Here is a 19732-nt window from a genome sequence, read left to right on the forward strand (position 1 = left end):
GCCCCTCATCCGCCTGCCGGCACCTTCTCCCCGCGAGCGGGGAGAAGGAAGCTCAGTCAACCGTCCCAAACACCCCTCGCCTTCATCTCTTCAATCTCGCGTAGCGCGCGTTCGCGCAGGCGCTGGTCTCGGACGATGGTGGAGACGGCCGCATCGTCGGAGCGGTCCGAGTAGCGGAATTCCGAATCCGCGTAGCGATTGATCTCCTGCATCACCATGTCCATCGTGAATGGTCGGCGCAGCTCGGCGATCATCGCTTTCTTCTCGTCATAGCCCCGGCGCATGAACGCGTCCGGCGTCTCGAACCATTCGTCGGGAAGCTCGATATCCATGGCGCGCATCTTGATGGCGTCAGTGATGTTCTTGATGGCGCGGCCGGTAAAGCGCGGCTCCGCCAGCTTGATCTCATGCAGATAAGCGCCGATATCCGTCAGCGTCTCCGGCTCGCCGCGATCGTTCAGGAAGCGCTCATAGACCTTCGCAAGCCCGTCTTCCTGCGGTCTGGAATGCGCCTCATAGGCGGTTTCGACCGCGCGCTTGATTTCCTGTGTTGCAAACGGCACGTGCTCGCCAAGCGGGATCGAATGGTTCTTGCCGGCCAGAAGCACGAAAATGTCGACATAGTCCTCAAAAGTCTGCGGCCCGTCTACAAGCCAGCGCGCGCCCGCGCGCTGGCGCAGCGCGTCGTCCACATTCTCCGGATAATTGGAAAACATGCCGAAGGAGCAATTGCCGCGCACCACCGTGCCCGCACCCGCAAAGCTCTCCATCAGAACGCCCGTCACCTCCTGCTGGCCGGCAGACGCCCGGTCGTCGGAGCGCTTGGCCGCCACCTGATCGATGTCGTCGATGGTGCCGAAGCCGATGGCGCGCGGGCTCAGAACATTTTCGACGAACTGCTTGCAGTTCTGCCCCGACTTTCCCTGATAGGAGGAAATCTGGTCGACGCCGAAATTCTCATAGTGGAAGGGCACGCCCGCGATCTGACAGTAATCGTTCAAAAGCCCGGCGGTCATCTGGATGAGGATGGTCTTGCCGGTGCCCGGCGCGCCATCGCCGATGAAGGTGAAGAGAAACCCGCCCAGTTCCACGAAAGGGTTGAGCTGACGGTCGAAATCATAGGCCATCAGCATCTTGGCGAGCTTCATGGCCTGATATTTTGCGATGTGATTGCCGATGATCTCGTTGGGCTTCTTGAAGGTCATGACGAGCGGCTTGCGCCGGCTGCCCGGTGCGACGTCGAACCCGTCCAGCGTAAAATCATCGGCCTCAAGCCGCATATGCGTGTCTTCAAACGCACCGAGACCGGTGAAACGGCTTCGCCGCTGCAAAAGCCCCTCGATTGCGACGCGGGCAAGTGCGCGGGCGCGCGCCGTCATCGCCGTGTCGTCGGCGGCATCCGAGATCGCGCCATCGAGCGCGGCAAGAACGCTTTTGAGCGCGTCCTGCGGCGTATCGAACTGGAAATCTGGCTCGTCCGTGTCGTTCACCGGCTCGCTGTCGGTATCAAGCATCTGGAGGAGATAGGATGAGAGCGTGAAGGCGGCGACATAGGCCGATGCCTGCAGAAGCGCGTGATAGGTCTGCGCGGCATCGCCCTCAAGCGGGCTGCGGGCGTTGCGCTCCTGAAGGCTTTCAAGCTCGGTCGAGCGTGCAAAGACATCGGCGACGGCCAGCGCCACCGCCGCCCCGCGACGCGTGCGAAAGAGAAGCGTGTGCTGTGGAATGGACAGCATCGGATCGCCCTGCCGGATGGTGGCGATGGTTTTTGCCAGCTCCACTTCGCGCGTGCGACGCAGCGCGCCGGTGGAGACGGTCGACACAAAACGCCGCCCGGTGCCGGCAAGCTCGGTGCCGGAGCGGCCGCCATCGGCCTGAAGCACCACGAAGCGCGTCACAAGGCTCTGCGCCGTCGCCCGGTGCTTCTCGATGTCCTTCTCGTCGATGGTCGTCAGGCCGGTGTCCATGGAAACTCCTGATCTGTCGGGCAGTGGGACCGCCTATGATGCACAACGCCAGCGGCCATCGCCCTTCTCCCCGCCTGCGGGGAGAAGGTGCCGGCAGGCGGATGAGGGGCATGCGGCGTCTCGGGCGGAAAGGCGCCCATGCCTTGCCAATCTTTCACCCCTGGCGCCCGTCCCTCATCCTCACCTTCTCCCCGCAGGCGGGGAGAAGGGGGCGCAAACGCTGGCGCATAGTCTTCTGCCGGGGCGACGCTGCTACACATCCGTAATCACCCGCCCGCCCGAAATGACGTGCACGTCGTAGCCATCGAAAATCTTCTGCGCCTCGCCGGCGGCATAGAGCGCCTGATAGGCCTCGTGCGGCACAAGCGCGTGCTGCTCATAGGCACTCACGCCCATGCGGGCGGCGTCCAGATCGTCGGTGTCGATGAAGAACTCCTCGCGCGCCGGCTGGCTGGACCACAGCCCCTTGCGCGCCGGGCGCTCGGTCTTGGAATAGACCTCCTGCACCGTCCAGGTAAGAAGCCACGCATTTTCCTGCCGGCGCACCTTGCCGAGCACTTCCGAGACGGTCGAATTGTTCTCCGTGATCCCGGCCGTGTAGAACGGCCCCAGCACCACCCGGCGCAATTGCTTGGGGTGAAGGTGGTCGAAATCCTTGTCGAGATTGCCGGCAATCGTGGCCGGCGACAGGGAATAGGCGGAGTTTTTCTCCGCGAAATCGTCGAACTGATGCGCAAGCTCCGGATTGAGTAGACCGCCCACCGGCAGGCCGATCTCGACATCCTCGTTCAGCCTGCCATCGTCGGAAACAAGCGCCTTGACCATGCCGGGCGAGGAATCTTCGACCGCCGCCATATAGACCATGGGCAGGCTCGAATTTCCGTCAAAAGCGCCCCAATGCACCAGATAATAAGGCCGTTTTGTCTTGGGATTCACCGAAACGCGCACCGTTTCCGGCAGAATGAAGGGCGAAAACACATTGCCTGCCTTCAATTGCTCCAGATACAGGCGCTCGGCCATGGAACGCTGGAGGTCAGCCGGAAATTCGCGATGGCGCAGGATGAAATCGACCATCTCGGCGCGAAGTTCGTCCGGTCCGGAGATGCCGGCAAGACGCTTGTCGGCCTGACGCCGGTCGTTTTCCAGTTCAAGCACGCTCTGGAAAACCGGATAACCGCTCTCGGCGCGCTGGATGCGGAACTTCTCCATGAAGCCGAGACGGTTCTGCCAGCACTCGAAAGAGCGCTCGAGCCGTCCAATATAGGGTGAGACGACTTCGGCAACGAGACCGTGCGACTGGAAAGGCGATGCAGAGCGGTCACCGAAATAGACGCCGAGCCCCTCGAGCGCGGCGGCGATGGCATCGAAATAGCGCGCTGCGGCGTCAGGAGCGGTGTTCATGCAAAAGACCTGTTCTGGGACCTTGACGCCCGCCCCTCATCCGCCTGCCGGTACCTTCTCCCCGCATGCGGGGAGAAGGAGAATGGCCGCAACGTAAACGTCCCCCTCTCCCCGCGAGCGGGTAAGGGTGAGGATCGGCATTGAAGGTGCGCACACCGTGCCTCGTCACGCCCGAACGTAATTCGCGGCGTCGTGCTTCTTCATCACGTCCTCGAAGCGGCGGGCGAAGGCATCGTCGGCAAGCTTCTTGCGGCGCTGGATGTCGGCGGTGGTGACCATGTTTTTCTCATGCAATTCAAGCAGGTCGCCAATGTGCCGCTGTGCCGCGGCGCCTATGCCGGCCATGGTTTCCTCAGCGGTGTTGTCGACCTTGGAACCAAGCGTGTTGATGCGGTGGGCGACATCCTGCTGGGCTGCGGTCTTCAATGAATCTTCAAGCGCCTTGTAAAGAACGATGCGCTGCTCGGTGTCGATGGTGAGCTTGTTGATCAGCGTCGACTGGGCCGCGATCTGGTTGTTGAGCGAATCCACGAAGGTCTGGAACATGGAGGTGTAGCGCTCAAGCGTCTGGCTTTCGGCGAGAAGCTCCTGCTCCTTCGCCTGTGCCTCATTGTATTCGGTGGCAAGCTTCGAGCGTTCGCCCTCAAGCTCCGTGCGGTCCTTCTGGCTCGTGGAAGCGGCAATGCGGTTCTCGATGTCGAGCAGCATCGGGTTCAGTTCTTCGATGCGCTTCTGCGTCTTTTCCAGCATCTCCATCGTCGATTTGCGCCGCTCGATGACCTTGGCGAGACTTGCCTCGGACGTCTGATAGCGCTCTGCCAGAACCTGCTTCTGGTCCTGCAGAATACCTGTGATCGTGTCCGACTTCGAAAGCAGTTCCTGCAGATTGCCCGACAGCGACATGTTGCGGACACGCTCGGTGCGCATGCGCTGCTTTTTCTGCTTGGAAAAGATGCCAATGAAGTTTTCCCAGCCCGTGTAGCTTTTCATGCTCTCGAACTCGGAACCGAAGACATTGGTCGCGTCCTCAAGGCCGATGATCAGGTCGGCAATGTTGGTCTCCATCACCTTCTGCTGCGTCAACACATCCTGAATGCGGGCATTCTCAATGTCGAAATCGGCCTGGCCGATCTTCTCGTCGGTGCGCGCCAGCTTGTCGAGAACGGTGCCCGACTGCTCGATCTTCGAGCGCATCTCGTCGACCACCTCACGGGTCTTCGCGATCTCCGTGTCGAAATTCTGCAAGGTGGCCATGATGATACGCTCCGCAAAGGTCAGGGTTGCGGAAATATATGTGGGTCGATTGACGATTGAAAGACGTTACCGGCCTCGACGCACAATTCCTCAAGCGCAGTGGCCGCTCCACTCTGCCTTCGCTCCCTGTGGCGAAGCAGGCTGAAGTCGCGTGCGCCAAGATCGATATTCGCCACTTTAAGGAGACCACGCTCCACGAGCGGTCCGGCAGCCGACATGGAGATGGCCGCAGCACAATCACTCTCGCGCACGGCGGAAAGCACTGCCTCATTGGAGGGAAACTCCATGACGAGATTGAGCCCGGCCGGGTCGACGCCCATCTCGGTCAGCGTGCTCTCAAAGGCGGTGCGTGTGCCGGATCCCTCCTCACGCATAATCCACGCCGCGCCGGCAACGAGATCTTCCGGTGCAAGCGGTGCACCTTTGGCCCATGGGTGAGCGGGCGCGACAACTACGGCCATGACGTCCCGATCCACCCGGCGCACGGTGAGCGCCGGTTCATCCACCCGGCCCTCGACCAGCCCGACCTCGGCCACGCCTTCAAGCATTGCGTCTGCCACCATGCGGGTGTTGCCCACAGTGAGTTTCAACGAGATGCCGGGGTAAAGCTTGTGAAACCGCATGAGCACCGGCGGCAACCAGTAGCTGGCCACCGTCTGGCTCGCATGGACATTGAGCGTGCCGCGCCGCAGCCCGCCAAGCTCTGAAAGCATGGTTTCGGCCGAACGAACACGGGCGAGCGTCGCCTGCGCCTCGCCAAGAAATACCTTGCCCACACGCGTCAGCTCAATGCGACGGCCAACGCGGTGAAAGAGTTCCACGCCATAATAGCTCTCAAGCGCCTTGATGGAGGCACTGACGGCGGAGGGCGTACGCCCGACAGCGGCGGCAGCCTGGGTCAGGTGCTCCCGCTCGGCGACGGCCACAAAGATCAGCAATTGTTCAAAGGTCATGGTATCATTCGATTTACACGAACAATATATGCCATACTATTCGATAGAAGTCGATAAAGCGCCATGCGACCAAGAATGGGTCATCGCATCAGGTCGCCTTCATGTCCGCACTTCGCCACCCGCTACAGCTTGTTCCCGGCATTGTTCTGTCTGTTCTCGTCGCAGCAGCAGCGCTGGCGGCCGCGTGGGCAGAACAGGTATTTCTCGGCGAGGCGTGGCTCGAAGGACTGGTTCTCGCCATTCTGTTCGGCGCCGCGATAAGCTCCGTCGCCCGGTTAAGTCCCACGCTCCGCCCCGGCATCGATTTTTGCGCCAAAGCCGTGCTGGAGGTGGCTATCGTTTTGCTCGGCGCATCCATCAGTCTCGCAGCCCTTGGCGATGCAGGGTTCGGGCTGGTCGGCGGCATTGTCGGCGTGGTCGTACTGTCGCTTCTTGCAGGCTATGCGATCAGCCGCGCGCTCGGCCTTTCGCGTGGACTGGCAACGCTGGTCGCCTGCGGCAACTCCATCTGTGGCAATTCGGCCATTGCAGCCGCAGCACCCGTGATCCGCGCCGAAGCGTCGGAAGTGGCCGCCTCCCTCTCCTTCACGGCATTCCTGAGCATTCTTGTCGTGCTGCTCTTGCCCGTCATTTATGCGGCCATCGGCATGAGCCCGGTCCAGTCGGGCGTTCTCGCCGGCCTCACGGTCTATGCGGTGCCGCAGGTGCTGGCTGCCGCCGCCCCTGCCGGCCCGATCGGCATACAGGTGGGCACGCTGGTCAAACTGGTTCGTGTGCTGATGCTCGGCCCGGTGATCTTTCTTCTGGGGCTGACCCACGGGCGTAGGACCGGCGTCAAGCTTGGTTTCTTTGAGATGGTGCCCTGGTTCATCATCGGCTTTCTGGCCATGATGGGGCTGCGCTCGGCAGACCTCATCCCCGCCCCGGCGCTTCCCGTCATGCATGAAACGTCGGGGCTTCTGACGATCGTCGCCATGGCGGCACTCGGCCTGACGGTCGATATAAGAAGCGTGATGAAGAGCGGCGGGCGCGTGATCGTCGCAGCCCTTCTGTCGCTGACCGCTCTGGGTGTGGCGAGCTATGCGCTGATCCGTTTTCTCGGTGTCGCCTGAAGGGGCGCTACTCGGCAGCGCTGCCGGCAAAACCCACGAGATCTTCCGCCTTCCAGCGGCCCATCTCTTCTTCCCAGTGCTTTCGGCAAAGCGAAACGTAGACATCCTTGCCGATGGCGACTTGTGCGCCCTTCTTGGCAACTTTGCCGTCGGGCCCGAGCCGCACCACCATCGTGGCCTTGCGGCCACAGCGGCAGATCGTGCGCACCTCGCGCAGCTCGTCCGCCAGCGCCAGGAGTGCCTGCGATCCGGTGAAGAGATTGCCCTGAAAATCGGTCCTCAGCCCGTAGCACATGACCGGGATGCCCAGCCTGTCTGCCACGCGGGCAAGCTGCCAGACCTGTTCTTCTTCCAGAAACTGCGCCTCGTCGACAAAAACGCAGTGCACTGTCGTGTGGTCGTGGTGCTCGGCGATGCGCGCGAAAAGGTCGTCGCCGTCTCGGAACATCTCCGCATCGCTGTCGAGGCCGATGCGCGAGGAAATGTAGCCGCCATCTTCCTTGCGGTAGTGACCCGCGACGAACAGCATCGTGTTCATCCCGCGCTCGCGGTAATTGTAGGATGCCTGCAGGAGCATGGTCGACTTGCCGGCATTCATGGTCGCGTAGTGGAAGTAGAGTTTTGCCATCGCGCTGCCTGTATCGTTCGCGCTCTTAAACACCACATCTGCCAGCCAGAAAACGCCCGATTGTTTTCTTCCACCAGAATACCGTCGCATACGGCACGTTGCATGGCGCAAACAGACACCTCTTTGTGCTTGCAGCGACCCTGAATTGGTGCTTGCCTTTGAAATAATGCGCAAAGCCGGTTAAGACCCGCGCTCTGCCGAACAACAACCACAGAGGAGAGCCGTCATGTTATCCAGCCGAAAAGCGACCCTGATCCTCGGGCTTGCTGCAAGCCTGGCATCGGGCACCGCCTTCGCCGCCGACCCGGATTCCTGCAAAGCCATCACCTTCTCCGACGTCGGCTGGACCGACATCACGGCCACGACGGCGACCGCATCGGTGGTGCTTGAAGGCCTCGGTTACGAGCCCGAGACGCAGGTTCTTTCCGTGCCGGTCACCTATGCCTCGCTCAAGAACGACGATGTGGACGTCTTCCTCGGCAACTGGATGCCGACCATGGAGGCCGATATCGCCCCCTACCGCGAGGATGGCACGGTGGAAACCGTGGTCACCAATCTGGAAGGCGCGAAATACACGCTGGCCGTTCCGCAATATACCTATGATGCCGGCCTGAAGAGCTTTGCCGATATCGCCAAGTTTGCCGACGAGCTGGACGGCAAGATCTACGGCATCGAGCCCGGCAATGACGGCAACCGCCTGATCCTCGACATGATCGAGAACGACACGTTCGGCCTCAAGGATTTCGAAGTGGTGGAAAGCTCGGAAGCCGGCATGCTCTCGCAGGTGCGCCGCGCCGTGGGATCGAAGGAGCACGTGGTGTTCCTCGGTTGGGAACCGCACCCGATGAACGCCAATATCGAGATGGCCTATCTGGAAGGCGGTGACGATGTGTTCGGACCGAACTATGGCGGCGCGACGGTTCACACCAACACCCGCGCAGGCCTTTCCGAAGAATGCCCCAACCTCGGCAAGCTGTTGAAGAACATGGTCTTCTCGCTCCAGATGGAGAATGAGATCATGGGCAAGATTCTTGACGACGGTGCCGAACCGCAAAAGGCCGCTGAAGAATGGCTCAAGGCCAATCCGGACGCACTCGGCCCGTGGCTCGAAGGCGTGACGACGTTCGGCGGCGATGCCGGCCTCGACGCCGTGAAAGCGCATCTAGGCATGTAAACGAGAGGACGGTGCGACGCGCCAGCCAAGGCGTTTCGCACCGCTCCCTCCGGCTGGCAAGCCGGGCAGCCGCCAAATGAATGGCGAGCACGACGCATAAGAAGAAATCCAAAGAAAGGAACCATTCGGGCTCATGGACCCTCTTTCAGAATGGATCGCTGACTGGAAAATTCCCATCGGCCGGTGGGGCCGAGATTTTTTTGATTTCCTGACCACCAATTTCGCCTGGCTGTTCGACACGCTGGCAGACATTCTGGCCGATGTGCTGGACGGTCTGGTGGACATTCTCCTCGCCATTCCACCCACCATTCTGGTGCTGACCATTGCAGCGCTCGCCTATGCGCTGCAGCGTTCCTGGAAGCTCGCAATCGGCGTCGCTGTCGGCCTTCTCTTCATCATCAATCAGGGTTTATGGGAAGAAACCGTGGAGACGCTGGTGCTTGTCGTGGCGGCAGCGGCTGTCTCCATGGCGATCGGCGTGCCCGTTGGCATCTGGGCGGCGCATAATGCGCGTGTCTACAAGGTGCTGCGCCCGATACTCGACCTGATGCAGACACTGCCCACCTTCGTTTATCTGATCCCGGTTCTCATCCTGTTCGGTCTCGGTGCCGCCCCCGGTCTGATCGTGACAGTCATTTTCGCATCGCCGGCGCCGATCCGGCTCACCTATCTCGGCATCACCTCCGTTCCCCAGCCCATGCTGGAGGCCGGCCAGGCTTTCGGCGCCACCAAACGGCAGCTCCTGTGGAAGGTGGAACTGCCCGCCGCCCTGCCCTCCATCATGGCCGGACTGACGCAGTGCATCATGCTGTCGCTCTCCATGGTCGTTATCGCCGCACTGATCGGCGCCGACGGGCTCGGCAAGCCGGTGGTGCGTGCGCTCAACTCGGTCAACATCCCGCTCGGGCTTGAAGCCGGCCTCGCCATCGTCGTGCTGGCGATCATTCTCGACCGCATCGCGCGCATCGAGCGGGGGAGCGACAAATGAGCGTGGCCATCGATTTTCAGAAGGTCGACATCCTGTTCGGCGACGAACGGCAGAAGGCAGATGCGCTGCCGCTTGTGGATGCCGGCAAGAACCGCGAGGAAATCCTTGCCGAAACCGGCGCGGTGCTGGGTTGTGCAAACTGCGACCTGACCGTGGAGCGTGGCGAGATTTCCGTATTGATGGGCCTGTCAGGCTCCGGCAAATCCACATTGTTGCGCGCGGTGAATCGGCTCAACACCGTGGCCCGCGGCAATGTCGTCGTCCATGACGGTGACTGGCAGGCCGACGTGGTGAACTGCTCCCAGGCCGAGTTACGCAAGATCCGCCGCGAATGCGTGGCGATGGTCTTTCAGCAGTTCGCCCTCCTGCCCTGGCGCACCGTGGCGGAGAATGTCGGCTTCGGGCTGGAGCTCGCCGGCGTGCCTGCAGGGGAGCGCAAGGAACGCGTGATGGCGCAACTCGAGCTGGTGCATCTGACCGACTGGGCCGACAAATATGCCCATGAGCTTTCCGGCGGGATGCAGCAGCGCGTCGGCCTCGCGCGTGCCTTTGCCACGGAAGCTCCGATCCTGCTGATGGACGAGCCGTTCTCCGCGCTCGATCCGCTCATCCGCACCAAGCTGCAGGATGAGCTGCTCGAACTTCAGGAGCGCCTGAAGAAAACCATCCTGTTCGTCAGCCACGATCTGGAGGAAGCGCTCAAGATCGGCAACCGCATCTCCATCATGGAAGGCGGGCGGATCGTGCAGACCGGCACGCCGGAAGACATCGTTCTGGCGCCGGAGAACGACTATGTGCGGGACTTCATTTCCAATGTGAACCCGCTCTCGGTGCTGACGGCCTGGAACGTGATGCGTGACGTGCGCGACCTGGAAGCGGCCGGCGAAGGCTGGCTCTGGCTCGACCGGCGACAGACAACGCGTTTCAGGTTCGACGAAAACATGCTGGTGGTCGACGCCGAACGCAACGGCAAGCCGGCCATCTGGGTCTCATGCGACAACATCGAGGACCTGCCTGAAGACCGGCCAAAGGTCTTCTGGGCAACGGCAGGCACGCCGCTGCGGACGGTGATGCGCGCCATGCAGCAATCCCAGACGGCACCTGTGGCACTGTTCGACGAAGCGTCACGTTTCGTCGGCGCCATCGGCATCCGCGACGTGCTCGGCGCCATCATCCGGCGCTGAACCTGTCCCGCGCACAGCGGCGTTGCACAGGAGACACCTTTTCCAGACCGGCCTCCCTCGCTACTGTCCTCAAGAGACATGAGGGAGGCAGTCACATGAATCCATCCGGTATCGTTGCACTCGTCACGGGCGGCGGCTCGGGGCTTGGTGAGGCAACCGCGCGGGCACTGGCTGCCAAAGGGGCGAAAATCGCCATCGCCGATGTCGGCATGGACAGGGCCAGGGTGGTGGCCAGCGACATTGACGGCATTGCCGTCAAGTGTGACGTCACAAGCGAGGATGACGCCAAAGCGGCAATCAGGGAAGCCACGGAAATGCTCGGCGCCCCCCGCATTCTCGTCAACTGCGCCGGCATTGCCATTGCGATGAAGACCGTCGGCAAGGATGGACCGCATCCGCTCGATCTTTATCGCAGGGTGATCGAGATCAATCTCCTCGGCACGTTCAACATGATCCGGCTGTTTGCAGCCGCAACGCAGGAACTGGAGCCGCTTGACGGTGGAGAGCGTGGCGTCATCGTCAACACGGCCTCGGTTGCCGCCTTCGACGGGCAGATCGGCCAGGTCGCCTACTCCGCCTCCAAAGGCGGCGTGGTGGGCATGACACTGCCCATAGCGCGCGACCTTTCGCGCTCGGGTATTCGTGTGTGCACCATAGCGCCGGGCATCTTCAAGACGCCGATGATGGCCGGCCTGCCGGAGGACGCACAGGCTTCGCTCGGGCAGCAGGTGCCCTTCCCGCCGCGTCTCGGCGAGCCTTCCGAATATGCAGCGCTTGCCTGCCACATTGTTGAAAACCAGATGCTGAACGGCGAAACGATCCGTCTCGACGGCGCGATCCGCATGGCCCCGAAATAGGCCAGACATGGGCCCAGACACAGGCGATGACCGAAAAGGCCCGCTCGCGGGCTTCACCGTCATAGAGATGGCGGGGCTGGGGCCCGTTCCGCTTGCCGGGCTCATCCTGGCCGAAATGGGCGCGACGGTTCTGCGCATCGAGCGCAGGGATGCCAGACGCGACTTTCTCAAAGTCCCGCCACAATACGATCTCGACCGCCATGGCCGGAAAATCCTGAAGCTCGACCTGAAACACCCGGCCGGGCGGGAACTGCTCATGCGCATGATCCACCAGACCGATGTGTTGATGGAGGGGTTTCGCCCAGGTGTGATGGAACGTCTGGGCGCGGGACCCGATGCAGCCCTTGGCGTCAATCCCGGCCTCGTCTACGCCCGGATGACGGGATTCGGGCAGAACGGTCCGCTGGCGCAGCGCGCCGGGCACGACCTGACCTATCTCGCTTATTCCGGCGTGCTCTCCATGATCGGGCGCAGGGATGAACGCCCGGTTCCGCCACTCAATCTCGTGGGCGACTATGGCGGGGGAACAATGTTTCTCATCGCCGGCATTCTGGCAGCGCTTCTGGAGAAAACGCGGTCAGGCAAGGGACAGGTCGTCGATGCAGCGATGATCGACGGCGCCTCGATGCTGGCCGCACCCTTTTTCGGTTTTATGGTAACGGGTTTCTGGTGCCAGGAACGCGGCACCAACCTGCTCGACGGCGGCGCGCCATTCTACGACACCTATGAAACGGCAGACGGCCGGCATATGGCCGTCGCCTGCCTCGAGCCGCAGTTCTTTGCCGAGTTCGCAAGTCTTCTGCCGCTCGAGACCGAGCTGGCCGCAGCGCAATACGATCAGGCACGCTGGCCGGACATGCGCGCGGCAATCGCCCGGCGCTTCGGCGCGCAGGATCGTGCATTCTGGATCGAGCGCTTTGAAAACTCGGACGCCTGTGTCGCACCGGTCCTCACACCCGGGGAAGCCGCCGCTCATCCGCACAGCCGCGCCCGCCACGCCCATGCGGAAAAACACGGGTTTACGCGCCCCGCCCCCGCTCCCCGCTTCTCCCGCACACCGGGCGAAACGGCAGCGCCCGCCGGCGCGGCGGCGTCACTTGCCCGGTTTGGGATCAGCGGAGAAGAACAACAGAGACTTGCAGCCGAAGGCATCATAGGCGAAGGAGACGCTTCAACGGATTGAGGCAGCGATGAGCGCAGAAAAACAGAAAGACGTCATTCTCGAGACCGATGCCGATGCCATTCGCCTCGCAAAGACGCTGTTGCGGACCGCACGCTTTGGCGCACTGGCAACCATTGACCCGGAGGACGGCGCGCCCTTTGCCACCCGCGTCGCCACCGCGACCGATCTCGACGGGACGCCGCTCATTCTCGTTTCCGGCCTTTCCGCACACACGAAGGGCCTTGATACCGACCCGCGCTGCTCGCTCATGATCGGCGAGCCCGGCAAGGGCGACCCGCTGGCGCATCCGCGCCTTTCCATCAAGGCCGTCGCCTCCCGCCTGGAACGCGGGAGCGAGGTGCATGAGCGTGTCAGGCGCCGCTATCTCGCCCGCCACCCCAAGGCAAAACTCTATGTGGATTTTCCCGATTTCATCATCTTACGGCTGGAGCTGCAGGGCGCACTTCTGAATGGCGGGTTCGCCCGTGCCTACAGGCTCACTGGCAACGATCTTCTGACCGGCAGCGCCGCAGTTGAAGGGCTTGCGGAGGCGGAGGCCGGCGCCATCGCGCATATGAACAGCGATCACGCGGACGCGGTCGAAAACTATGCCCGCCATTTTGCCCGCGCACCCGCCGGCAAATGGCGACTGACCGGCATCGACCCTGAAGGGCTGGACCTGGCGCTTGGCGACGAAATGCTGCGCATCTTTTTCGCGGCTCCGCTGAGCGACGCGACCCAGATGCGTCCCACCCTTGTCGCCATGGCGAAGGAAGCACGCGCGGGACTTGCCGCGTGAAACGGGAATTCCTTCCCATCGAGAGCGCCGACGATCCACGCATCGCCGCCTATCGGAACATCCGCGAACGCGACCTCGTGGGCCGGCAGGGGCGCTTCGTGGCCGAAGGCCGCGTGGTGCTGAACGTGCTTTTCTCCACGAGCCGGTTCGATGCAGAAAGCGTGTTTTTGCGCGAAAACCGCGTTTCGGGACTCGGCGACCTGATCGAACGTATTCCCCGGAACGTTCCCGTCTACACCGCCAGCGCCGCGGTCATGGACGAAATCGCCGGATTTGAGATCCACCGCGGCATCCTCGCCATCGGTCGCAAGCCGGAAACCAGTGGCGAAGCGCTTCTCGACACGCTGCCGGACGAAGCGCTGGTCGTCGCGCTCTCCGGCATCTCCAACCACGACAATGTTGGATCGATCTTCCGCAACGCCGCTTCATTCGGAGCCGCCGCCGTTCTTCTGACTGACGATTGCTGCGATCCTCTCTATCGCAAGGCGATCCGCGTCTCGGTGGGCGCGACGCTCAAAGTGCCCTTCGCCCGCTTCAGCGACACGGCTGCGCTTGCAGCGGCGCTGCAGGACCGGGACTATCCCATTCTGGCCCTGAGCCCGCGCGGGGAAATCGACATCGCCGACGTCAGGCGCAGTCCACGCCACGCACTTCTGCTCGGCAGTGAGGGGCACGGCCTCTCCGACGAAGACATGACGCGGCTTCCAACCGCGCGCATCGCCATGGCTCCCGATTTCGACAGTCTCAACGTGGCAGCGGCCTCCGCCATCGCTCTGCACAGGCTCTGGCGCAGAGGCTGATGGCCCGCGCGCTCAGGCCCGCATACTCAGGAACGATCGCGCAGGGCCCGCACTCTTTCGGCAAGGCTCAGGGGGCGCCCCTCGCCGGCTGCCTCCTCCTGTTTCAGAAGGTCGACAATGGGTGTATCCCCGCCTTCAAGCGCGGCTGTGAGACTGACCACCTCGGCGGCAAGGCTGTGGATCTGCTCGCGCAAGGCATCGTCCGACTGCCCCGCGGCCCGAGCCCTTGCGGGAGCGGCCTTGCCGTTTCTCTTTTTCTCGGAAAGTTCGCCGCGAAGCTTCTTGTTTTCCTGAAGCAGTCTTGAAATGCGTGTCTTTAGCTTGTCCTGTTCGGCCTCCGAGGGCTTTGCAGGCGCGGCGGTCCGACCACCGACATCAGCCAGAAGCGTACGCAGCTGCAGGGATTTGTCGGCAAGCTCGCGGGAGAGCCGGTCGCTTTCCGCCTCGGCCTCCATCAATCGGCGCGTGGCCTGATCAGAAAGGCTGGCCTCGCTTGCCGCATTCATTTCCTTGCGCAAACGGGCAATCTCGGCCTCACGGCGTTCCAGCTTTTCCTCGTTTTCGTAAAGCGCCCTCATCTGGCTCTCCATTTTTTTCTGAAGATCAGCATTGCGCTTCTCTGCCACCTTCAGGCCGGCTTCCGCCTCCTTGCGCGCTGCCTCGGCATCGCGGCCCGCACGAATGGCATCCTTGCGATCGCGGCGAAGCTCGGCCAGATCATCCTCGACCTTGCGCAGTTCCGTTTCGCGGGCGACCATTTCAATCTGCCGGCTGCTCGCGAGCAGGCGTTCTTCCTCGTAACGATCATTGAGCTCCATCAGCGCCGTGCCGCGCACTTCCAGCTCGGAAACCGCTTCGTCCAGCCTGGTTTCGAGCGTGGAAATGATCGCGGCGTTTTCCGCCAGCGCGGCGCGCTGTTTTTCCGTTTCGTCCCGCAGATCGGCGATCACCCTGTCCTGCGCGTCACGCTCTTCGGCAAGCTGTCGCGCCTCATCGCTCAGACGCGCAAGCTCGACCAGTTGCGACGAAGTCTTTCGGTTGAGGGTCTCGATGTTCATTTCAAGCCGGCGGGCGGCCATTGCATGGCTGGCACGCAGCCGGTCCTTCTCTGCCTCAAGTTCGTTGGCAGAAAGCGGCATGCTGGCTTCGATGCGCTTTGTGGTGAGCCTCACTGCCCTGCGCCACACAAGCGGCGCAAGCAAAAGGGCGAGAAACCCCGCAATGAAAAAGCCCAGCAGAATGAGCAGTATCGTCGTGATCACCGCATGAAACCCATATCTTCAGCGAAGCCCTGCATCTGCAGTTGTCACCTCATTGGGTCACGCAAAACGACACGCAGGTCAAGCTGATACGCTCGTGAAGCGGTTTTCGCCCTTCGCAGCGGCGCGGGATTGTTCAACGCGCCGCCATTCGAAACCACGTCAGAAAGGGTTCCAGGTCGGCTGCGGGGTCATCTTCAGATACCCCAGATTGACGCCGAGCCGCGCACCGACCCCGGTGCGGATTGGAACCAGGATCATGTTGTCATTGGTGAGCGCGTTGAAGCCAAGGCCGGCCACCAGATAGGCAGAGCCGGCAACACCGCCGAAACGACGGTAAAGATCGTTCACCGAATTGAGGTTGTAGACGAGGATCATGACCCGTGATCCCTGGCCGCCATAGTCCCAGCCAATCGAGGGCCCCTGCCAGAACACCTTATGATCACCGGCGTTCTTTGTGTAGAGCATGCCCTCGCCATAGGTCAGACCGCCGATGAACGCGCCGGAGCCTTCCTCGCCAAGGACATATCCGTTCGGCAAACCGTATTGAGAAAAGACCTTCTCGACCAGTGTCGCCAGACCGCCTGTGGTTGCGCCGAAGAAGCCGTGCCCGGCATCGACGATTTCCTGCGCCGTATAGCCGTTATTGGCCCGTGCAGCGTTGGTGGTCAGGGAAATGGCGCCAAGGCCGACCGCGAAAACCACCAGCACGGCCTGGATGAACCGCGTCCAGTCAAAAAGCCTTGCAGGCATTGTTCATTCTCCATCCATGAGTGGCTGTCTTGGACCGCCCACCGTTACCCCGCGCTGAGCCACGATTGCTTCAAAATAGGCCGCGAATCTTTTCCAACTGTTAACCTCAAGCTGAAACATGGCCGGCAGATGGCCTGAAGCGCGGAAAGCCCGACTGCACAAGACGCCATTTCCGGCCAAACTGTTGCCGGTTTTCGCCCGCCTGTGTAACCAGAAGCAGCGCGTTCCACGATCTGATTCGGCCCGATCTGTTTCGGTTGGAGACTGGAACCTGTTCGAAGTCAGGACCATTGGAGAATCGGACCGAAAAGTGGGATCCGGTTTTCGGATTATTCCGATGCTCCATCAATCGTTTGGATCGTCCTTTGTGCGTCCGGTCGGACGCACGGCGGTCTAGAGCAAGGACCGGCCGGCACCGCGGCATCAGCAGGCGGCGATGGCCCGATGCAACAACGTCTGGAGGACAGATGCCCATGTCCGAACTTTTCTCGTTGAGCGCGCCCGATCTTGCCGCTCTTCTGTGCAGCCGCGTTTGTCACGACATCATCTCGCCGGTGGGCGCCATCAACAATGGCCTTGAACTGCTGGATGAGGGCGGCGCCGACGAAGACGCGATGGCACTGATCCGCGCCAGCGCGGTAAACGCCTCGGCACGGCTGCAGTTTGCACGCATCGCCTTCGGCGCGGCCGGATCGGCCGGCATGCAGATAGACACTGGCGACGCGCAATCGGTGGCAACGGCTTTCATCTCCAACGAAAAGCCTGACCTCGAGTGGCACGGCGCCCGCGCGCTTTTGCCCAAAAACCAGGTAAAGCTTCTGCTGAACCTGCTGCTTGTTGCCAATTCCGCCATTCCGCGTGGAGGCAAACTGCGTGTTTACCTGGAAGATCTGGATAGCGCTCCGGCTTTCAGGATCGCTGCGGAAGGCCCGATGCTTCGCGTGCCACCGAAGTTTCTGGAGCTTCACTCGGGGAACAAGCCCGAAGAGCCGATCGACGCCCACAGTGTCCAGTTTTACTACACGCTGCTTCTGGCCCGCGAGACCGGCATGACCGTCAATATTCGTGCAACGGCCGAAGAAATCATCCTGTCGGCGAGAAAATAGACTTTTAACCATAAGTCTTTGCGGCGGCTTTACCAGCGTTGTTTCATAGTCTCCCCTGTCTGCTGTCAGCGGCAGACTGCATTGCGTGAAAGGGTGTGGAAAATGGCTCGCTGCCTGATCGTCGACGATTCGAGCGTCATCCGGAAGGTCGCCAAACGGATCCTGACCAGCGCTGAGATGATGGTCACGGAGGCCGCCAATGGACAGGAGGCGCTCGATCTCTCTGCCCACGACATGGCCGACATCATCATTGTCGACAGTTCGCTGCCGGACATGGATTCAAGCGACCTTGTGCGCGGACTGATGGCGCTTCCCGCCGAATTCAAACCGCATGTGCTGCTGTGCCTGGCCGAACTCGACCTCGGCGCGATCATGCGAGCCAAACGCGCCGGTGCGCAGGGCTATATGCTGAAACCCTTCACCCGCGCCCAGTTGCTAGAGCAGTTCCGCGAGTTTCAAACGGCAGCTTAGAGCATTTTGCAGTCAAGTGGAATCACCTGACGTCAGCACAAATGCAGGAAATCAGACAGATAGAGTGGAGCCGCGGTTCCATGAAACGGTGAACCGCTCTACAGCGCCGCGCGTCTTATAAGACGCGCAAAGGACGCTGTAACACTTTCAAATGATGCATGTTCGTTGTCTTTCAAATGAATTCATTTGAAAGCGACATGCATTAGAGTCAGGCCCCTAGGCCCTTTGCCAAACGCATCATCACGTTAAAAATGCAAAAAACCCGGCCTCGCGGCCGGGTTTGCGCGTTCTTGAAGGGGATGCAGGAGCAGAATCAGGCGCTTTCGCGGATTTCCTCGGGCTCGCGCAGAACGTAGCCGCGCCCCCACACCGTTTCGATGAAGTTCTGACCGCCGGACGCCGCATCCAGTTTTTTGCGGAGCTTGCAGATAAACACGTCGATGATCTTCAGCTCCGGCTCATCCATGCCGCCATAAAGGTGGTTTAGGAACATTTCCTTGGTGAGCGTCGTTCCCTTGCGGAGCGAAAGAAGCTCCAGCATCTGGTATTCCTTGCCGGTCAGGTGAACACGCTGACCACCAACCTCGACCGTCTTGGCGTCGAGATTGACAATGAGATCGCCTGTCGTGATGACCGACTGGGCATGCCCCTTGGAACGGCGCACGATGGCGTGAATGCGCGCCACCAGCTCGTCCTTGTGGAACGGCTTGGTCATGTAATCGTCTGCACCGAAGCCCAGGCCGCGCACCTTGTCCTCGATACCGGCCATGCCGGAGAGAATAAGGATCGGCGTCTTCACCTTCGAAAGGCGCAGTGTCCGCAGAACCTCATAACCCGACATGTCCGGCAGGTTGAGATCGAGCAGAATGATATCGTAGTCGTAGAGCTTACCGAGATCGACGCCCTCTTCTCCGAGGTCCGTCGTATAGACATTGAAGCTCTCGGACTTGAGCATCAGTTCGATGCTCTGTGCCGTGGCACTGTCGTCTTCAATCAGCAAAACGCGCATCTTTATCCCCTTTTCGCCGCCGACCCGGCCTGGCAGGCACCCGGCACCGAAGCAATGATTGCCTGAATCGGAGGCTGCCAGTTAATGGTTAACAAAATCTAATTCGGTCTGGCAAGCACCAGATTCCCTTTTCAGCTTTCGAAGGCACCGCATTGATTCCAATGGTCAAATATCCGCCTTTAAACAGATCGAATCACATTAGCAATTTCAGCTAACCGACTCTCCCAGCAATCAAATTACGGCTTTCTGACGCATAATCTTTACCGTGCCTTAAGCCATCGTCCTTATGATTAACAATGCCCGTAAACGAATGGTTACCGAAGGGGTCAAATCTTAGGAATTTGTTTCCTAAGTGCGCTTACCATGGGATGACTGCCCCGGCGTAAACGGGACGGACAGCCGCCGAGGGGCGCTGGTGTGTGCGTATTGTGGGAGTATCGAGTATGAAGCCGCGTGAAAACCTCGTTCGACTGAAGCAGTTTCAGGTTAATGAGAAGCGCCGCCGCATGGCACAGCTGGATTCGATGATTGCCGAGTTCGACCGCATGGCCGCGGAACTCGATGCACAGATCACGTCCGAGGAAACGAAGGCCGGCATCACCGACCTCAACCACTTTGCCTATCCGACTTTCGCCAAGGCCGCGCGGCTGCGCCGTGACAACCTGCGCACATCGCAGGCCGAGCTGATCGAACAGCGCAAATCCGCCGAAGCGGAACTTACCGAGGCCGAAGCCGAACTTGCCAAGGCCGAAGCACTGGAGAATCGTGACGGACGCGGACGGCCGGATGCCGCAGCGTCGCGCGCAATGACCGGCTGATCGCCTTTCCCGCAGCCACATCACATCGATGAACCGG

19 protein-coding genes are annotated in these 19732 nt (G+C 61.2%); 11 read left to right on the plus strand and 8 right to left on the minus strand.

Translation table 11 applies throughout. The features are described from left to right. Window positions 1-56: 56 nt before the first annotated feature. The 4 genes from KUG85_RS16265 to KUG85_RS16280 all read right to left on the minus strand — a co-directional run bounded on the left by KUG85_RS16265 (window position 57) and on the right by KUG85_RS16280 (window position 5575). Complete coding sequence (locus tag KUG85_RS16265) at window positions 57-1967, minus strand: AAA family ATPase (protein ID WP_223006067.1); 1911 nt, start codon at window positions 1965-1967, stop codon at window positions 57-59. Window positions 1968-2219: 252 nt separating this feature from the next. Beyond that, window positions 2220-3368 carry a hypothetical protein gene (locus tag KUG85_RS16270; protein ID WP_223006069.1) on the minus strand — a complete coding sequence of 383 codons (1149 nt, stop codon included), beginning with the start codon at window positions 3366-3368 and terminating at the stop codon, window positions 2220-2222. A 165-nt stretch (window positions 3369-3533) separates the two neighbouring features. After that, entirely contained in the window at window positions 3534-4622 is a 1089-nt protein-coding gene (locus tag KUG85_RS16275) for a coiled-coil domain-containing protein (protein ID WP_065815498.1), read from the minus strand. Window positions 4623-4642: 20 nt separating this feature from the next. Beyond that, window positions 4643-5575, minus strand: coding sequence for a LysR substrate-binding domain-containing protein (locus KUG85_RS16280; RefSeq protein ID WP_223006071.1), 933 nt, complete (start codon window positions 5573-5575; stop codon window positions 4643-4645). Between the two features lie 101 nt (window positions 5576-5676). On the opposite strand from KUG85_RS16280, the gene KUG85_RS16285 reads away from it, so the two are divergent. Beyond that, the gene (locus KUG85_RS16285; protein WP_223006073.1) at window positions 5677-6687 is read left to right on the plus strand and encodes a YeiH family protein; all 1011 of its coding nucleotides are present in this window, start codon (window positions 5677-5679) and stop codon (window positions 6685-6687) included. Window positions 6688-6694: 7 nt separating this feature from the next. On the opposite strand, the gene KUG85_RS16290 is transcribed toward KUG85_RS16285, so the two are convergent. Further along, window positions 6695-7315 carry a thymidine kinase gene (locus KUG85_RS16290; protein WP_065815501.1) on the minus strand — a complete coding sequence of 207 codons (621 nt, stop codon included), beginning with the start codon at window positions 7313-7315 and terminating at the stop codon, window positions 6695-6697. 226 nt (window positions 7316-7541) lie between these two features. On the opposite strand from KUG85_RS16290, the gene KUG85_RS16295 reads away from it, so the two are divergent. The 7 genes from KUG85_RS16295 to KUG85_RS16325 all read left to right on the plus strand — a co-directional run bounded on the left by KUG85_RS16295 (window position 7542) and on the right by KUG85_RS16325 (window position 14279). Further along, window positions 7542-8489: a choline ABC transporter substrate-binding protein gene (locus KUG85_RS16295; RefSeq protein ID WP_065815502.1), complete on the plus strand. Its 948-nt coding sequence runs from the start codon at window positions 7542-7544 to the stop codon at window positions 8487-8489. A gap of 133 nt (window positions 8490-8622) precedes the next feature. Next, window positions 8623-9477, plus strand: coding sequence for a choline ABC transporter permease subunit (gene choW, locus KUG85_RS16300; RefSeq protein ID WP_223006075.1), 855 nt, complete (start codon window positions 8623-8625; stop codon window positions 9475-9477). Next, complete coding sequence (choV, locus tag KUG85_RS16305) at window positions 9474-10661, plus strand: choline ABC transporter ATP-binding protein (RefSeq protein WP_223006076.1); 1188 nt, start codon at window positions 9474-9476, stop codon at window positions 10659-10661. The genes choW and choV overlap by 4 nt, the downstream gene beginning before the upstream one ends. 95 nt (window positions 10662-10756) lie before the next feature. After that, on the plus strand, window positions 10757-11518 hold the full coding sequence (locus KUG85_RS16310; RefSeq protein WP_223006077.1) for a 3-hydroxyacyl-CoA dehydrogenase: 762 nt from the start codon (window positions 10757-10759) through the stop codon (window positions 11516-11518). Window positions 11519-11525: 7 nt separating this feature from the next. Continuing rightward, window positions 11526-12701 carry a CaiB/BaiF CoA transferase family protein gene (locus KUG85_RS16315; RefSeq protein ID WP_223006078.1) on the plus strand — a complete coding sequence of 392 codons (1176 nt, stop codon included), beginning with the start codon at window positions 11526-11528 and terminating at the stop codon, window positions 12699-12701. Between the two features lie 7 nt (window positions 12702-12708). Next, complete coding sequence (locus KUG85_RS16320; RefSeq protein ID WP_223006079.1) at window positions 12709-13479, plus strand: HugZ family pyridoxamine 5'-phosphate oxidase; 771 nt, start codon at window positions 12709-12711, stop codon at window positions 13477-13479. Beyond that, window positions 13476-14279 carry a TrmH family RNA methyltransferase gene (locus KUG85_RS16325; protein WP_223006080.1) on the plus strand — a complete coding sequence of 268 codons (804 nt, stop codon included), beginning with the start codon at window positions 13476-13478 and terminating at the stop codon, window positions 14277-14279. Before KUG85_RS16320 ends, KUG85_RS16325 begins: the two co-directional genes overlap by 4 nt. 26 nt (window positions 14280-14305) lie before the next feature. Here the strand turns inward: KUG85_RS16325 and KUG85_RS16330 are convergent, their stop codons facing one another. Both KUG85_RS16330 and KUG85_RS16335 read right to left on the minus strand, forming a co-directional pair. Beyond that, the gene (locus tag KUG85_RS16330) at window positions 14306-15541 is read right to left on the minus strand and encodes a hypothetical protein (RefSeq protein ID WP_223006081.1); all 1236 of its coding nucleotides are present in this window, start codon (window positions 15539-15541) and stop codon (window positions 14306-14308) included. 159 nt (window positions 15542-15700) lie between these two features. Then, window positions 15701-16291 carry a DUF1134 domain-containing protein gene (locus KUG85_RS16335; protein WP_223006082.1) on the minus strand — a complete coding sequence of 197 codons (591 nt, stop codon included), beginning with the start codon at window positions 16289-16291 and terminating at the stop codon, window positions 15701-15703. A 473-nt stretch (window positions 16292-16764) separates the two neighbouring features. On the opposite strand from KUG85_RS16335, the gene chpT reads away from it, so the two are divergent. Together chpT and KUG85_RS16345 are read left to right on the plus strand one after the other, a co-directional pair. After that, complete coding sequence (gene chpT / locus KUG85_RS16340) at window positions 16765-17397, plus strand: histidine phosphotransferase ChpT (RefSeq protein ID WP_223006083.1); 633 nt, start codon at window positions 16765-16767, stop codon at window positions 17395-17397. 102 nt (window positions 17398-17499) lie between these two features. Further along, the gene (locus KUG85_RS16345; RefSeq protein WP_065815510.1) at window positions 17500-17868 is read left to right on the plus strand and encodes a response regulator; all 369 of its coding nucleotides are present in this window, start codon (window positions 17500-17502) and stop codon (window positions 17866-17868) included. Window positions 17869-18181: 313 nt separating this feature from the next. Here the strand turns inward: KUG85_RS16345 and ctrA are convergent, their stop codons facing one another. Next, window positions 18182-18877, minus strand: a complete 696-nt coding sequence (ctrA, locus tag KUG85_RS16350) for a response regulator transcription factor CtrA (protein WP_007009633.1) — start codon at window positions 18875-18877, stop codon at window positions 18182-18184. A gap of 443 nt (window positions 18878-19320) precedes the next feature. Between ctrA and KUG85_RS16355 the strand changes: the two genes are divergently transcribed. Next, complete coding sequence (locus KUG85_RS16355; protein ID WP_065815511.1) at window positions 19321-19695, plus strand: flagellar export protein FliJ; 375 nt, start codon at window positions 19321-19323, stop codon at window positions 19693-19695. Window positions 19696-19732: the final 37 nt, after the last annotated feature.

Source organism: Nitratireductor rhodophyticola, assembly GCF_019891355.1.
Lineage (GTDB): Bacteria > Pseudomonadota > Alphaproteobacteria > Rhizobiales > Rhizobiaceae > Nitratireductor > Nitratireductor rhodophyticola.

What these genes read in the sequence shown, in the direction of transcription:
- KUG85_RS16290 (WP_065815501.1), bottom strand. Translation starts at nt 7,315, where the DNA reads ATGGCAAAACTCTACTTCCACTACGCGACCATGAATGCCGGCAAGTCG.
- KUG85_RS16355 (WP_065815511.1), top strand. Translation starts at nt 19,321, where the DNA reads ATGAAGCCGCGTGAAAACCTCGTTCGACTGAAGCAGTTTCAGGTTAAT.
- KUG85_RS16335 (WP_223006082.1), bottom strand. Translation starts at nt 16,291, where the DNA reads ATGCCTGCAAGGCTTTTTGACTGGACGCGGTTCATCCAGGCCGTGCTG.
- KUG85_RS16280 (WP_223006071.1), bottom strand. Translation starts at nt 5,575, where the DNA reads ATGACCTTTGAACAATTGCTGATCTTTGTGGCCGTCGCCGAGCGGGAG.
- chpT (WP_223006083.1), top strand. Translation starts at nt 16,765, where the DNA reads ATGTCCGAACTTTTCTCGTTGAGCGCGCCCGATCTTGCCGCTCTTCTG.
- ctrA (WP_007009633.1), bottom strand. Translation starts at nt 18,877, where the DNA reads ATGCGCGTTTTGCTGATTGAAGACGACAGTGCCACGGCACAGAGCATC.
- KUG85_RS16320 (WP_223006079.1), top strand. Translation starts at nt 12,709, where the DNA reads ATGAGCGCAGAAAAACAGAAAGACGTCATTCTCGAGACCGATGCCGAT.
- choV (WP_223006076.1), top strand. Translation starts at nt 9,474, where the DNA reads ATGAGCGTGGCCATCGATTTTCAGAAGGTCGACATCCTGTTCGGCGAC.
- KUG85_RS16315 (WP_223006078.1), top strand. Translation starts at nt 11,526, where the DNA reads ATGGGCCCAGACACAGGCGATGACCGAAAAGGCCCGCTCGCGGGCTTC.
- KUG85_RS16285 (WP_223006073.1), top strand. Translation starts at nt 5,677, where the DNA reads ATGTCCGCACTTCGCCACCCGCTACAGCTTGTTCCCGGCATTGTTCTG.
- choW (WP_223006075.1), top strand. Translation starts at nt 8,623, where the DNA reads ATGGACCCTCTTTCAGAATGGATCGCTGACTGGAAAATTCCCATCGGC.
- KUG85_RS16310 (WP_223006077.1), top strand. Translation starts at nt 10,757, where the DNA reads ATGAATCCATCCGGTATCGTTGCACTCGTCACGGGCGGCGGCTCGGGG.
- KUG85_RS16275 (WP_065815498.1), bottom strand. Translation starts at nt 4,622, where the DNA reads ATGGCCACCTTGCAGAATTTCGACACGGAGATCGCGAAGACCCGTGAG.
- KUG85_RS16345 (WP_065815510.1), top strand. Translation starts at nt 17,500, where the DNA reads ATGGCTCGCTGCCTGATCGTCGACGATTCGAGCGTCATCCGGAAGGTC.
- KUG85_RS16295 (WP_065815502.1), top strand. Translation starts at nt 7,542, where the DNA reads ATGTTATCCAGCCGAAAAGCGACCCTGATCCTCGGGCTTGCTGCAAGC.
- KUG85_RS16265 (WP_223006067.1), bottom strand. Translation starts at nt 1,967, where the DNA reads ATGGACACCGGCCTGACGACCATCGACGAGAAGGACATCGAGAAGCAC.
- KUG85_RS16270 (WP_223006069.1), bottom strand. Translation starts at nt 3,368, where the DNA reads ATGAACACCGCTCCTGACGCCGCAGCGCGCTATTTCGATGCCATCGCC.